Origin of the sequence: Phnomibacter sp. (genome assembly GCF_036803085.1) — a bacterium.
Taxonomy (GTDB): Bacteria; Bacteroidota; Bacteroidia; order Chitinophagales; family Chitinophagaceae; genus Phnomibacter.
This window is the reverse complement of record NZ_DAIRUZ010000001.1, coordinates 643,943-658,740: the sequence shown is the minus strand read 5'-3', so window position 1 is coordinate 658,740 and position 14,798 is coordinate 643,943. Positions and strand designations below refer to the sequence as shown.

Genomic DNA, 14,798 nt, shown 5'->3' with positions numbered 1-14,798 from the left:
CCCAACATTAGAATGAAGCCCGCCAATTGGCGGGTTTTGTTTTTTTGATAACCCTTCAGCTACCTAATTTGCAGCACTTAGTATTTTTTCATGACAACGATTCCACAACTATACGAAGCATTTTTGCAGTGCAGCGGCGTTACAACCGATACCCGCAGTATTCAACCCGGCCAATTGTTTATAGCACTAAAAGGACCCAATTTTAATGGCAATTCTTTTGCAACGAAAGCATTGGAAGCTGGTGCTAGGTATGTTTTAATTGATGAACCTGAATATCAAATCAACGAACAAACCCTCTTGGTGCCCAATGCACTGGATGCTTTGCAACAGCTGGGATTGCACCATCGCAGACAATTACATATTCCTGTACTGGCAATAACCGGCAGCAACGGCAAAACCACTACTAAAGAATTAGTTCATGCTGTGCTGGCTACTCAGTTCAAAACCTACACCACCAAAGGAAATCTGAACAACCATATTGGTGTGCCCCTCACCCTGCTATGCATACAAGCCGATGCAGAAATGGCAGTAATTGAAATGGGCGCCAACCATCAAAAAGAAATAGCCGCTTACTGTAGTTATACCGAACCCACTCACGGACTCATCACCAATTGCGGCAAAGCACACCTGGAAGGTTTTGGCGGTATAGAAGGCGTAAGAAAAGGCAAAGGCGAACTCTTTGATTGGCTGCGCAATCACAACGGGGTGGCATTCATTTGCGACGACTTCGATTATTTCCATACTATGAGTGCCGGCCTGCAAGAAATACATTGGTACGGTACAAATAATGGCGAAGTGGTTGGTAAAGTGCTGGCCAGTGAACCATTTTTGCAAGTGGCCATAGAAAAGGGGGTGAATACTTCCGTCATAAATACACAGTTGGTGGGGAGCTACAACGTGTACAATGTATTGGTTGCAGCTACTGTGGGCAAATACTTTGGCATAAGCGATGCAAACATTGTGCATGCTATTGAAGCATACACACCCACCAACAGCAGAAGCCAACTCATAGAAAAAAATGGCAATAAAATTATACTCGACGCCTACAATGCCAACCCCACCAGCATGGTTGCAGCCATTGAGAATTTTGCTAAACTGCAAGCAGAAAATAAAATGCTGTTTTTGGGCGGCATGATGGAACTGGGTGAAGAAAGTGAACAAGAGCATACTCAATTAATTGCACTGATTCAACAGCACCAATGGAAAGACGTGATATTGGTAGGTGGTGACTTTGCCACGCTGCCTCACCCCTTTCGTTTTTTCACCAACTCCAGCGAAGCAGCCAACTGGTGGAATGCACAGCAAAGCGCTGGCAACTACTTGTTGGTAAAAGGAAGTCGGAGCATGCAAATGGAAAAGATAGTTGGGTAGCCAACGAACGCAGTGATGAAAATTACAGAGGACCGGACACAGTTCGATACTTTTGTAACCTTTTAGGAAAATGTGAAAATGAAACTCATGGAAAGCAAACGGAAACCATCTTACCTGCCGAGTGTATTGCAATGCAAATGTGCCCGCTGCCGCGAAGGCAACATGTTTGAGCACGGCTTACAACCACTCCCATCTGCCAAAAACATGCAAATGCCTACTCATTGCAAAATATGTGGCCAGCCTATGGAAATTGAAGTGGGTTTTTACTACGGCACTGGTTACGTAAGCTATGCCTTAACTGTAGCCATAAGTGTGGCTGTTTTTGTAGCTTATTGGGTGCTCATTGGCATTTCCATCAAAGACAATAGTTTGTTTTATTACCTCGGTATTAATGCCTTGGTTTTGCTGGTATCCATGCCTTACACCATGCGACTGAGCCGCTCTATCTGGCTCTCTTTTTTTGTAAAATACGATGCCGACTGGAGGCACAAAGCACCCAAAAAAGTGGAACGCATTGTAGAAGGACAAATGGGCAACTGGTAACGGTTGCTTTTTTTGTGGTAGCCGTTGCCTTGTTCACAATATTCACCAACGGTGATTTCTCCTTTGCCAACCTCCTTACATTTGCCTCCTATGCTACACGATTTGCGCAAAGAACAGGCACTGGAATACCATGCCAAAGGACGGCCGGGAAAAATTGAAGTTGTTCCTACCAAAGAAGCCAAAACGCAACGCGACCTCAGCCTTGCTTACAGCCCTGGTGTGGCCGAGCCATGTAAAGAAATCAAGTCTGATGTCAGCAATGTGTACAAATACACTGCCAAAGGAAATTTGGTGGGTGTAATCAGTAATGGCACTGCTGTTCTCGGTTTAGGAAATATTGGCCCTGAAGCCAGTAAACCCGTGATGGAAGGAAAAGGCGTTCTCTTCAAAATTTTTGCCGACATCGATGTATTTGACATTGAGGTAAACGAGCTCGATCCTGATAAGTTTTGCGATATCGTTAAATCTTTAGAACCAACCTTTGGTGGCATCAATCTCGAAGACATCAAAGCTCCCGAATGTTTTTACATAGAAAAAAGACTGCGGGAAGAAATGAAAATTCCGGTGATGCATGATGATCAGCATGGCACGGCCATCATCAGCAGTGCCGCCTTACTGAACGCACTGGAAATACAACGCAAAAAAATTGAAAAGGTAAAGTTTGTGGTGAATGGTGCGGGTGCCGCTGCCATTGCCTGTATCAAACTATACATTGCATTGGGTGCCCGTTTCGAAAATTTTGTGGTGTTCGACATCAACGGTGTACTGCACAAAGGCCGTACCGATTTGGATACTTTCAAACAACAGTTGGCTGTAGATGCATCCAAAGCACAATGGACATTGAAAGATGCCATGAAAGATGCTGATATGTTTTTGGGATTGAGTGTGGGCAACGTGCTCAATGCCGACATGATAAAAAGCATGGCCAAAAATCCGGTGGTATTTGCCTGTGCCAATCCCGATCCGGAAATTATGTACGATGCAGCACACGATGCCCGAAAAGACATCATCGTAGCAACAGGCAGAAGTGATACCCCCAATCAGGTAAATAACGTGCTTGGATTTCCCTACATCTTCCGTGGTGCATTGGATGTAAGGGCTACCACCATCAACGAAGAAATGAAACTGGCGGCCGTTCGTGCCCTGGCAGAGCTGGCCAAAACACCAGTACCTGATATTGTGAACCTTGCCTACAATGAAAAATCCATTTCATTCGGGCCCAACTACATCATTCCAAAACCGTTAGACCCACGTTTGCTGGCGGCAGTAGCGCCTGCTGTAGCCAAAGCAGCCATGGACAGCGGTGTAGCACAGCAGCCCATTGCCAACTGGGACAACTACGAAATTGAACTCAACCGCAGGCTTGGTTTGGATAACCAACTCTTCCGGGTTATTAGTTCGAAAGCTCGTCGCGACCCACGCAATGTAATTTTTGCAGAAGCCGACAACATCAAAGTATTGAAGGCCGCAGAAATTTGTCTGGAAGAAGGTATCTGCTTCCCCATTCTTATGGGTGAAGAAAAAAAGATCCGCAGGCTGGCAGAAGAAAACGGACTCACCCTCGATGGAATGACCATCATCGACCCCAAAGAAGAACAATGCGAAGACAAACGACAGGAATATGGCGAACAGTTTTTTGGCATGCGTGGCCGCAAAGGTTTCAACCGCTACGAAGCCATCAAAGCCATGAAAGACCGCATGCACTTTGGTTGCATGATGCTGCGCAATGGTGAAGCCGACGCATTGATTGCCGGCCCCAGCCGCGACTATTCAGGTTTGATTCGTCCTGCACTGCAAATAATTGGTACAGAACCCGGCGTAAAAAAGATTGCCGGTATGTACATTTTGCTCACCAAAAAAGGACCGCTCTTTTTGGCCGATGCCACGGTGAATTTTCACCCTACTGCAGAAGAAATTGCTGACATCACTCAGATGGTAAGCAAAGAAGTCCGCAGCTTCAATATTCAGCCACGCATTGCATTGCTCTCCTACTCCAACTTTGGCAGCAGCAATACACCCGAAGCAAAAATGATGGCAGAGGCCAGAAACATTTTGAAGGAACGGGATCCTAAAATGATTGTGGATGGTGAAATGCAAGGCATTCTCGCATTCAACAATGATATCCTGAAAGAAAATTATCCATTCAGCGAGTTGGTGGGTCAGGATGTAAACACATTGATTTTCCCCAACTTGTCTGCCGGCAATATTGCCTACAACCTGCTCCGCGAAGCTGGCAATGCCGATGCTATTGGCCCCGTATTGCTGGGTATGAAAAAACCAGTGCATGTATTGCAACTCGGCAGTACAGTACGCAGCATTGTAAACATGACGCTGATTGCAGTGATAGATGCCCAAATGAAATGCTATGCACACGACACCGGCAAAGAACCTGCCAAAAAGAAATGGTGGCAACGCGGCAAGCAGTAACATCATTCCTTTTTACGCAACACACACTCATTGCAACGCATTAATTTCAACTCATGCCGTTATTCGAACACTTAGGAAGCTACATCATCACCATGAAGGGCATGTTTGCCCGTCCGGAAAATGAAAAAATGTACTGGAAAGAATTCATGCACCAGTGCGTAGAGATCGGCATTGGCTCATTGCCCATTGTCCTCATCATTTCTATGTTTTTGGGCATGGTAATGACCGTGCAAACAGCCTACCAACTGGTGGCCAATTTTATACCACTCAGTACCATTGCGGTAGTAGTGCGGGATAGCATGTTGCTCGAACTATCACCCACGGTTATTTGTGTAGTATTGGCTGGCGTAGTTGGCAGTAAAATTGCTTCCGAACTGGGAAACATGCGCATCAGCGAACAAATAGATGCACTGGAAATCATGGGCATCAACACTAAAACCTATTTGATTTTACCCAAGGTGCTGGCATCACTCATTGTGGTACCCATGCTCATCACTTTATCCATTGTTATTTCGTTGTGGGGCGGTCGCTTTGTGGGTGAAGCTGCAGGCATCATCAACTCCACCATTTTTGATGAAGGCCTGCTCCGCGACTTCAATCCGTTTAACGTGACAGTAGCCATGGTGAAAGCGGTTACGTTTGCCTTGCTCATCAGCAGCATCTCGGCCTATTTTGGATACAATGTAAAAGGCGGTGCTTTGGAAATTGGCCGCAGCTCTACCCTTGCCGTGGTGGTAAGCTGCATCCTCATTTTGCTGGCCGATTATGTCATCACACTTATTCTGCTCAATCCATGATCAAGCTTCAAAATATCAAAAAATCTTTCGGCGAAAGAACGGTGTTGCATGATATCAGTGCTGAGTTTTTGCCCGGCAAATGCAACCTCATCATTGGCACCAGTGGCAGCGGTAAAACGGTGCTGATGAAATTGCTGGTGGGTTTGTTTACTCCCGACAGCGGACAGATTTTATACCACGGCGATGACATGGTGCAAATGAGCCGGGAAGAACGCAAAGAACTGCGCCAGCAAATTGGCATGCTGTTTCAGGGTTCAGCATTGTTCGACAGCATGACCGTGGAGCAAAACGTAATGTTTCCCCTCGACATGTTTACCAAAGACAGCTACGCTACCAAACTGAAGCGGGTAAATGAAGTGCTCGACCGGGTTAATCTGAAAGACACCAACAAAAAATATCCGGCAGAAATAAGCGGCGGTATGAAAAAGCGGGTGGGCATTGCCCGTGCCATTGTGCTCAATCCGCAATACCTGTTTTGCGATGAGCCCAACAGCGGCCTCGATCCGCAAACAAGCATGGTGATTGATAAACTCATCAAAGACCTGACTGTGGAATTCAATACCACCACCATCATCAACACGCATGACATGAACAGTGTGATGGAAATCGGTGATAATATTTTGTACATGTACCAAGGCTACAAGCAATGGACGGGCACCAAGGAAGACATCATTTTCAGCACCGATGAAAAACTCAACAGCTTCATTTTTGCCAGCGAGTTTTTGCAGGATGCCAAAAACATGCGGATGCTCGAAATGACGGGTAAATATCCGGGGCAAACACCACCCACAAATGCATGAGGTAGCGGTTATTTTATGAAATACCTAAGTACTCCAATTTTATTTCTTTTAACTGCATTTGCTTCTTTTGGACAAAACAAAGTGAAGATAAATGAGATGAATTATTTCATGAACACTATAATTGACTTTTTCAAAGCTGACAGATATTTATTACCCGACTCAAACAATATATTTCTTTCATCTAATGTACCAAGATATTTTAGAGATTACATATTGACAACAGACACATTAAAAGACATAAACAATAAAAAAACTTCTGATTATTTTATTCTAACTAATGAAGAAAAAAATCAAATTCTTGTTGACACTATGAAATGGACAAAACTTTCTCAAAAAACGTTTCAACTTGACAAAATAAAATTAGTTAGCAAAGACACCGTAAAGAATAGATATGATCCATCCTATCTTATTTACAAACCAATTTTCTTGAGAGACAATACAGTTTGTTTATTTTATTATGACTTCATTTGTAGTTTATGTGGACACGGAACATTTTGGCTTTATAAAAAGACAAAAAAAAGTTGGGAACCTTGGATTGAAATTGGTGGCTGGACAAATTAAAACAACCGCTAACAAAAGGTTTTACGTCAGCAGGGCTGACGGGTCAAGCCTCTCAACTTTTGTTTTTTCAATTTAGCTTTTGTACTTGGCTTGACCGAACGCTACTCGTCAGTAGATTTTGTTTGTAACTATTTATCTTTATTCAACAACAGTTCCAAGCAGGACATTATAAATGTCCTGCCAACGTAAAGCCTTTGACGTGGTATGAAAAAAATCCTGCTATCGGTATTTGCATTTGTGTTGTTCAGTACAGTCGGCTTTGCCCATGAGTTTTGGCTCGATCCCGTTTCATTCTTTTCCAAAAATGCCTGCGTTCGCTTTCGGGTGGGCGAACATTTCAGTGGCGACAACTGGAGCGGCAACTTTGAAAAAGTACGGCTGCTGGAAGTGCTCAACCATACAGACCGCAGCACCAGCAATGCACAGCAAATGCTGCCCAACCCAGGCGATTCACTGCAATTCAGCCTGCCATTTACCGGCACACAACTACTGGTGTACAACGGCAGCAACAGCTACATAGAACTACCCGCTAGTGAGTTCAATGCCTACTTGCAGGAAGATGGTTTGACCGACATTGCGGCATGGCGTAAAGCCAACGGACAAGACACAGCCCGCAGCCGCGAATACTACCAACGCAGTGTAAAAACCTTGTTGCAAAATGGCACACAGCTTACGCCCTGCAACTATCCTACCGAATTGCCGTTGGACATTGTGCCGCTGCAACATCCGTACAGCCTCACCAAAGCGGGCAGCATCAGCTTTCAGGTATATTTTCAACAGCGGCTGCTCAAGCAGGCCCTCATTCGCACCTGGCACATCAGCAGCAGCGGTAAGCTCACTGCCGGCAGTATTGCCATGACCGATGGCAGCTTTACACTGCCGGTAACGCCCGATGGAAAATGGATGGTAAGCCTCGTAAAAATGGTACCCAACAAGGCCGATGACAAAGCCGACTGGCAAAGCTATTGGGGTTCATTCACCTGGGGTTATTATTAACCCCTTTTTTGGGGATAATGCCTCGCCAAGTGTGGCGGTCAACCCCTACTTTTGCGTCACTTTTTACGTCCACAGTATAAACTTTTGCCATGAGTGTTTTAGTAAACAAAGACTCCAAAATAATTGTACAGGGTTTCACCGGTACAGAAGGAACGTTTCATGCTACGCAGATGATTGAATATGGCACCAACGTGGTTGGTGGTGTTACGCCAGGCAAAGGTGGCAGCACCCACCTCGACCGTCCGGTGTTCAACACCGTGGCCGACGCTGTGAAATCAACCGGTGCCAATGTGAGCATCATTTTTGTACCACCCGCATTTGCTGCCGACGCAGTAATGGAAGCTGCCGACGCTGGTATTGCTTTGGTGGTATGTATTACCGAAGGCATTCCAGTGCAAGACATGGTAAAAGTGAAGAACTACCTGCAGGGCAAAAACACCCGTTTGGTAGGCCCTAACTGCCCCGGTGTAATTACGGCCGGCGAGTGTAAAGTAGGCATCATGCCGGGCTTCATTTTCAAAACCGGCAATATTGGTATTGTAAGCAAGAGCGGTACCCTCACTTACGAAGCGGCCGATCAGGTAGCTAAAGCTGGTTTGGGTATTACCACGGCCATTGGTATTGGTGGCGACCCCATTATTGGCACTACTACCAAAGAAGCGGTTGAACTGCTGATGAACGACCCCGCTACCGAAGGCATTGTAATGATTGGTGAAATTGGTGGTGGCATGGAAGCCGAAGCGGCCCGTTGGATTAAAGAATTTGGCACCAAACCTGTGGTAGGTTTTATTGCCGGCCAAACAGCGCCTCCCGGCCGCCGCATGGGCCACGCCGGTGCTATTGTAGGTGGTGCCGACGATACTGCTGCTGCCAAAATGAAAATCATGGCAGAATGCGGTATCCACGTAGTAGCCAGCCCCGCCGACATTGGCAAAACCATGGCTGCTGCCCTGAAAAAATAAGCCAGCTATTCAACGCTAAATATTTTGTTAAGCCGACCTTGTGTCGGCTTTTTTTATGTGCATGGTTATGCAAAAATGCCGTTCCTTACATCCCGTTTACCGATAGCGAAAAGAGACCTTTACATAAACACCGATACATGATGCCGAACAGATGGACGCTGCTCCTACTCAGCCTTTGCTGCACACTCAGTTTGCTGGCGCAAAAGCCATTCAACTACGAAAAAGCCTGGCAAAAAATTGATTCCCTCATTTACAAAGAGCTGCCCAAATCTGCCTTGGCAGAGGTAAACAAACTGTATGCGCAATCAGTAAAAGACCAGCAAGAAGCACAGCGGTTGAAAGCCATCATTTGCAAAGGACACCTCGCTTTGGTAGTGGAAGAAGAAAGTTTCAAACCTGTAATGGCACAACTGGAAAAGGAACTGAAAACGGCCAAGCAACCGAGCCAGCAGATAATTCAAAGCTTGTTGGCAGATGTGTATCTCCGCTATTTCGAAAGGCAACGCTGGAAAATATATGACCGTAAGAAAACGAACAGCACCAGCAGCAACCCCGATACCTGGAGTGCAGAAGATTTTCACCAACGCATTACGCAACTGTACACGGCCAGTTTGAAAAATCCTACACTTCTTCAGCAAACCAATATCGACAACTATCAGCCCATCCTCATCAAAGGAGAAAAGAAACTCCGCCCTACCCTGTATGATGTATTGGCGCATAAGTTTCTCGATTATTTGCAAAGCGATGAAATGGACATCAGCGAACCCATTGATGCATTTACACTCAACGATGCGGCCTCGCTGAGCATGCCAAAACTTTTTATCCGCCAGCACTACAGCAGCAACGATAGCAGCAGCCGGGTGTGGCGGGCTATTCAGTTGTACCAACAGTTGCTGAGCTTTCACCTCAACGATGCCGACCCTTCTGCATTGATTAATGCCGACCTATCCCGCTATGCATTTGTGCAGCGGGAAAGCAGTCATCCTTACAAAAAAAGATTGGGGAAAGAATGGCTGGAAAACATAGTGGCGCAATATCCCGACAATGAAATGGCTGCCATGGCTGCACTTGAATTAATTGAGTACTGGCGGGATTTGGGTGAAGCATGGGAACCACAACAAAGCAAGAATACAGAAGGCAAAATGGCACTGGCCATTGCCGCTAACATGGCGAAGGACATCAGCGGAAAATTTCCGAAAGCCATTGCCGGAGAAAGAGCCGCTTACCTCTATAAAACCCTTACCAAACCACAGTTGAAAGTAGAGGTAGAACAGGTAAATGTGCTGAAAGAACCCTTCAGGGCGAAGCTCACTTTTACCAATACCACGAAAGCGTATTTACGCATCATCAAAGCAAAGAATGGCGAAGAAGTGGACGAGTATTTTTACCCCAGTGAAGATTGGTGGAGTATAATAGTGAAACAAACAGCCATCCGTCAATGGACACAAGACTTACCTGCTTATACCGACCTGCGGGAGCACAGTGCCGAAATAGCCATTGATGAATTGCCCGTGGGCGAATACTGGCTGCTGGCCAGTGCCGATGAATCGTTTAGCACGGCGCAAAATGCACTCACTACAGTGCACTTGTACGTGAGCAACATCAGCTATGTGTACAACAGCAGCCAGCATTTGTTTGTACTCGACCGGGTAACCGGCAAACCACTCGCAAATGCACAAGTGCAGTTTTGGAAAAAAAACTATGACTACGAAAAACGCAAACAGCAAAAAACATTGTGGCAACAGTTGCGTACCGATAAGAACGGATTGGTGATGATTCCAAAAGATAAATCTAACAGCAACCGAAACCTGCTCATTGAGATTACGCATGGCAACGACCACCTGTTTGTGCAAAATGAAGTGTACAATACCGGCTATGTGTACGATGAAGAACAACAGCAATTAAAAAAAGATGCTCTTGCCCGCTATTTTATTTTCACCGACCGTGGTTTGTACCGGCCGGGGCAAACGGTGTACTTCAAAGCCATTGGGGTAACCAACGATGACCAATCAAGCAATCCGAATCTGTATTTACCCAACAAAAAAGTGTTGGTAAATCTATATGATGCCAACCGTCAACTTATTAAATCATCAGAACTCATGCACAATGAGTTTGGCAGCATTCAAGGCAGTTTTATATTACCAGCCAACGGCCTAACCGGCAGCTTTCGCATAGAAGTGCAGGAAGGCGATGAACGCCATCCCGCCTACTTTAAAGTGGAAGAATACAAGCGGCCAAAATTCAGCGCCAGCTTTGCCCCTGTACAAGGTAGTTACCGCCTGAACGACAGCGTAACTGTAAAAGGGAATGCCACTGCTTATGCCGGCAATGCCATTACTGGTGCCAGTGTGAAATACACAGTGCGAAGAACACATCGCTTCCCCATTTGGGATGCGCCATTCAAAAATAGCTGGACTGCTTATCCTCCGCTTTCCCGCTATCGTGGCGAAACAGCCGAGATAGCCAACGGTACCGTAACCACGCAGGCCGATGGCAGTTTCAGCATCTCCTTTCCTGCCCTGCCCGATGAAAAAATTGATGCAGCAGCACAGCCCATTTTCACTTACAACATTGAAGCCAGTGTAACAGACATCAACGGTGAAACGCATGATGCCAACACAACAGTAAGTGTGGGTTACACCTCGCTGCAACTGAGCCTTGACAATGCCCGACAGGATTTCATGCGGGTAGACAGCGCAGTGCGGTTTGTACTCAGCAGCAGCAACCTCAACAATGAACCTGTACCCACCAACGTGCAATGGAAAATTGTGGCGCTGCAAACGCCCAACCGTTTGATGCGCAGCAGGTATTGGTCAGCGCCAGACACGGCCACCATGGACAAAGCCAGCTTTGTGCAACGTTTTCCCCACGACCCCTATTTGAATGAAGACGATATGCGAAGCTGGCCATTGGGCAAACAATGGTTGAGTGATACCGTCAACACGGGCAGCAACAACCGCATTCAAATACCCGCCGGTAGTTTGCCTGCTGGTATGTATGCTCTACAGTTTAGTGCTACTGACAAAGATGGAAAACCAGTCAGTGGACATCACATTTTTGGCATGTACGATGTGCAAAAGCAACGGCTGCCCATGCCCATGTATCAATTGTTGCCGCAAACCAACCTAACCCTTGAGCCGGGTGAAAAAGCAAACATCTTACAGGGCAGCACAGCCAACCCTGCTTATGTAATTGAGCTGACCAGTAAGTTTCGAAACCAACAACAAACAGACAGCCTGGCTTACCACAACATGCAGCAACCGCTACTGCAACAAACGGTAACAGCAACAGAAGCCGACCGCGGTGGCTATCATATCAGTCAGGTATTTGTGCAGCACAACCGGGTGTACAGCAACAGCTGGCAGGTAAACGTACCTTGGAGCAATAAGGAGCTGCACATTTCTTTGGCCAGCTTCCGCAACAAACTCTTGCCCGGCCAGCAGGAAACTTGGACACTCAACATACAAGGCAAGGGTAAAGAAAAGGCAGCGGCTGAATTGCTGGCCAGTATGTACGATGCATCTTTAGACGACATACAGCCATTTGCATGGAATGACATGTATCTGTGGCCCAATCATTATTTCACAGCCAATGGCTGGCGAACTGATGCACAGTTCAAAAGCCAGACAGGTAATGAAAAGCACAATGAAGTGGTGGATACAAGTGGCGCCTATTTCTACACTCAAATGATGACCATCGCTGAGCATTGGCAAGTGTTTGGAGAAAAAGATATTTTAATGTCTGGTTTCATTTCAAACTCAAGAATAGCAACCATGAATCAAGAAGCTGCAATAGATGATGGATTAGTTAGGTCTGCAGCACCCAAAATAGAAATTGCAAAATTCACTCCTCCAAAAATTGTAGCAGACGAAGAAGTTCTGCAAAATGAAAAGCCTCTGGGTCAAAATGGTAAGCCTGTTCAAGTTCGTAAAAACTTCAATGAAACCGCATTCTGGCTACCGCAGTTGCGTACAGATTCAGCTGGCAATGTGAGCCTGAGTTTTACCATGCCCGAAGCACTCACCCAATGGAAATTACAACTACTGGCACACAACCAACAATTGCAAACGGGTTTGCAGCAAGCCATGGTGGTTACACAAAAAGAGTTGATGGTGCAGCCCAATGCGCCCCGCTTTTTCCGTCAGGGCGATCAGCTGGAACTGGTAAGCAAAGTGGTGAACCTTTCCAACAAAGAACTCACCGGTGTGGCTCGGCTCGAACTCATCAATGCCAGCACCAATCAACCCGTAGATGGTTGGTTGCAAAATGTTTTTCCGCAGCAATATTTTACCGTAACTCCTGGTCAATCTGTAGCGGTGAAATTTCCATTGCAAATACCGGTGCAATACACCGATGCCCTAACCTATCGCATTACGGCCACGGCCGATGATTACAGCGATGGCGAAGAAATGACCTTGCCCGTACTCAGCAACCGGGTGTTGGTAACAGAAACATTGCCACTCACCATTCGCAATACCAACCAACGCAGCTGGCAATGGCAAAAGTTATTGCAAAGCGATAGCAGTAGCACATTGCAGCATCAATCATTCAGCATTGAGTTTACCAGCAATCCGGTGTGGTTGGCTGTGCAGTCTTTGCCCTACCTCACCGAGTATCCGTACGAGTGTGCAGAGCAAACCTGGAACCGTTTTTATGCCAATGCATTGGCGGCACACATCAGCAAGCAAATACCCAATATGGCCAAACTGTTGCAGCAATGGCAGCAACAAGACACAGCCGCTTTGCTCTCAAACCTGCAAAAAAATGAAGCGTTGAAAACCGTACTGCTGCAAGAAACGCCATGGGTACTGGCCGCTAAAACAGAAGCCGAACAAAAGAAACAACTGGCAGTATTGTTTGATGTGGTACGCATGGCCAACGAATGGAACAAAGCCCTGCAACAACTGGAAGAACTGCAAAGCAGCAACGGTGGTTTTGTTTGGTTTAAAGGCGGCGCCGATGACCGGTACATCACCCAATACATTGTAAGCAGCATTGGGCATTTACTCAAACTCAACGCAGCTCCTGCCGGCTTGCAAAACCGTTTACAAACCATGGCCACCAAAGCCATTGCCTACCTCGATGCCCGAATGCAGGATGACTACCAATATTTGCTGCGGACAAAATTGCTGGCGGCTACCACCACTGTCAACGACTTGCAGGTGCAATACTTTTATGCCCGCAGTTTCTTCCCCAATGCTGTGCTAAAACCAGCCTACAAAACAGCCTACGATTTTTACTTTGGCAAACTCAAAAACAGCAGTACCAAACGCAGCAAGCAAACACAAGCCATGCTGGCCATGGTGCTGCAACGCAACAAGCAAACGGCAGCGGCTGCAGCCATTTTGAAATCGCTGACGGAAAACAGCATCAACCATCCGGAGATGGGCATGTATTGGAAGGAGTTCAACAACCCGGCGTACTATTGGTGGCAGGCACCCATTGAAAGCCATGCCCTGCTGATAGCAGCCTACGCAGAAATTGAGAATAACGCAACACGCATTGCTGATTTAAAAACATGGCTATTGCGCCAAAAGCAAACTAACAACTGGAAGACCACAAAAGCCACCGCAGATGCCTGCTATGCCTTGCTGCTCAAAGGCAATAATTGGGCTGCTGCTCAAGCTACGGTGCAAATAGCAGCCGGCAACTGGACGCCGACCATTCAACAAGAAGCAGGCACGGGTTATGTGCAGGTGCAGGCTGTGGGTGAAAAAGTGAAAGCTGAAATGGGCAATATCCGCATTCAGTTGAAGCAGCAAGACAAAACCGCTGCCAAAGGCTTGACGGCTTGGGGTGCCGCCTACTGGCAATACTTCGACAACCTCGACCAGATAACGGAAGCAGCTACGGGCTTGCAATTGCAGAAGAAACTGTACAAAGAAGTGCTGAGCAACAAAGGCATTGAACTGGTAGAAGTGTTGCAAGACACGCCGTTGAAACCCGGTGACAAACTAGTCGTTCGTCTTACAATCACTTCCGACAGAAGTCTGGAATATGTGCACCTGAAAGACATGCGGGCTGCCTGCCTCGAACCGGTATCGCAACTGAGCCAATACCAATGGCAGGGTGCGTTGGGTTACTATCAGGCACCCAAAGATGCCAGCATGAATTTCTTCATTCACTATTTACCCAAAGGCACTTATACGTTGGATTACAGCGTTTGGGTAACGCATGAAGGTATGTTCAACAACGGCATCAGTACCATTCAGTGCATGTATGCGCCGGAGTTTAGCAGCCACACAAGCGGACAAATATTGACGGTAAAGGCAGAGTAAGAAAATACCCGCAATTGGGGATACAGCTATTTCATTGCAGGTGTACATTCGCTATGCAACATT

Annotated in this window: 9 protein-coding genes; all 9 read left to right on the top strand. The window is 46.5% G+C overall.

From position 1 onward, the window contains the following. Positions 1-90: 90 nt before the first annotated feature. The 9 genes from V7Q13_RS02765 (at position 91) to V7Q13_RS02725 (ending at position 14,735) form a co-directional block, all read left to right on the top strand. Entirely contained in the window at positions 91-1,371 is a 1,281-nt protein-coding gene (locus tag V7Q13_RS02765) for a UDP-N-acetylmuramoyl-tripeptide--D-alanyl-D-alanine ligase (protein WP_333799154.1), read from the top strand. 87 nt (positions 1,372-1,458) lie between these two features. After that, positions 1,459-1,914, top strand: a complete 456-nt coding sequence (locus tag V7Q13_RS02760; protein WP_333799153.1) for a DUF983 domain-containing protein — start codon at positions 1,459-1,461, stop codon at positions 1,912-1,914. A gap of 90 nt (positions 1,915-2,004) precedes the next feature. Then, entirely contained in the window at positions 2,005-4,341 is a 2,337-nt protein-coding gene (locus V7Q13_RS02755; RefSeq protein WP_333799152.1) for an NADP-dependent malic enzyme, read from the top strand. Positions 4,342-4,394: 53 nt separating this feature from the next. Then, positions 4,395-5,138 carry an MlaE family ABC transporter permease gene (locus tag V7Q13_RS02750; RefSeq protein WP_157478637.1) on the top strand — a complete coding sequence of 248 codons (744 nt, stop codon included), beginning with the start codon at positions 4,395-4,397 and terminating at the stop codon, positions 5,136-5,138. Further along, positions 5,135-5,938 carry an ABC transporter ATP-binding protein gene (locus V7Q13_RS02745; protein WP_333799151.1) on the top strand — a complete coding sequence of 268 codons (804 nt, stop codon included), beginning with the start codon at positions 5,135-5,137 and terminating at the stop codon, positions 5,936-5,938. The genes V7Q13_RS02750 and V7Q13_RS02745 overlap by 4 nt, the downstream gene beginning before the upstream one ends. 15 nt (positions 5,939-5,953) lie before the next feature. Next, a complete protein-coding gene (locus V7Q13_RS02740; protein WP_333799150.1) occupies positions 5,954-6,499 on the top strand; it encodes a hypothetical protein in 546 nt (181 codons plus the stop codon). A 204-nt stretch (positions 6,500-6,703) separates the two neighbouring features. Continuing rightward, positions 6,704-7,495, top strand: coding sequence for a DUF4198 domain-containing protein (locus tag V7Q13_RS02735; RefSeq protein WP_333799149.1), 792 nt, complete (start codon positions 6,704-6,706; stop codon positions 7,493-7,495). Positions 7,496-7,584: 89 nt separating this feature from the next. After that, entirely contained in the window at positions 7,585-8,457 is an 873-nt protein-coding gene (gene sucD / locus V7Q13_RS02730; protein WP_157478640.1) for a succinate--CoA ligase subunit alpha, read from the top strand. Positions 8,458-8,594: 137 nt separating this feature from the next. After that, entirely contained in the window at positions 8,595-14,735 is a 6,141-nt protein-coding gene (locus V7Q13_RS02725) for an alpha-2-macroglobulin family protein (protein WP_333799148.1), read from the top strand. Positions 14,736-14,798: the final 63 nt, after the last annotated feature.

What these genes read in the sequence shown, in the direction of transcription:
- V7Q13_RS02765 (WP_333799154.1), top strand. Translation starts at nt 91, where the DNA reads ATGACAACGATTCCACAACTATACGAAGCATTTTTGCAGTGCAGCGGC.
- V7Q13_RS02755 (WP_333799152.1), top strand. Translation starts at nt 2,005, where the DNA reads ATGCTACACGATTTGCGCAAAGAACAGGCACTGGAATACCATGCCAAA.
- V7Q13_RS02750 (WP_157478637.1), top strand. Translation starts at nt 4,395, where the DNA reads ATGCCGTTATTCGAACACTTAGGAAGCTACATCATCACCATGAAGGGC.
- sucD (WP_157478640.1), top strand. Translation starts at nt 7,585, where the DNA reads ATGAGTGTTTTAGTAAACAAAGACTCCAAAATAATTGTACAGGGTTTC.
- V7Q13_RS02735 (WP_333799149.1), top strand. Translation starts at nt 6,704, where the DNA reads ATGAAAAAAATCCTGCTATCGGTATTTGCATTTGTGTTGTTCAGTACA.
- V7Q13_RS02740 (WP_333799150.1), top strand. Translation starts at nt 5,954, where the DNA reads ATGAAATACCTAAGTACTCCAATTTTATTTCTTTTAACTGCATTTGCT.
- V7Q13_RS02745 (WP_333799151.1), top strand. Translation starts at nt 5,135, where the DNA reads ATGATCAAGCTTCAAAATATCAAAAAATCTTTCGGCGAAAGAACGGTG.
- V7Q13_RS02760 (WP_333799153.1), top strand. Translation starts at nt 1,459, where the DNA reads ATGGAAAGCAAACGGAAACCATCTTACCTGCCGAGTGTATTGCAATGC.
- V7Q13_RS02725 (WP_333799148.1), top strand. Translation starts at nt 8,595, where the DNA reads ATGATGCCGAACAGATGGACGCTGCTCCTACTCAGCCTTTGCTGCACA.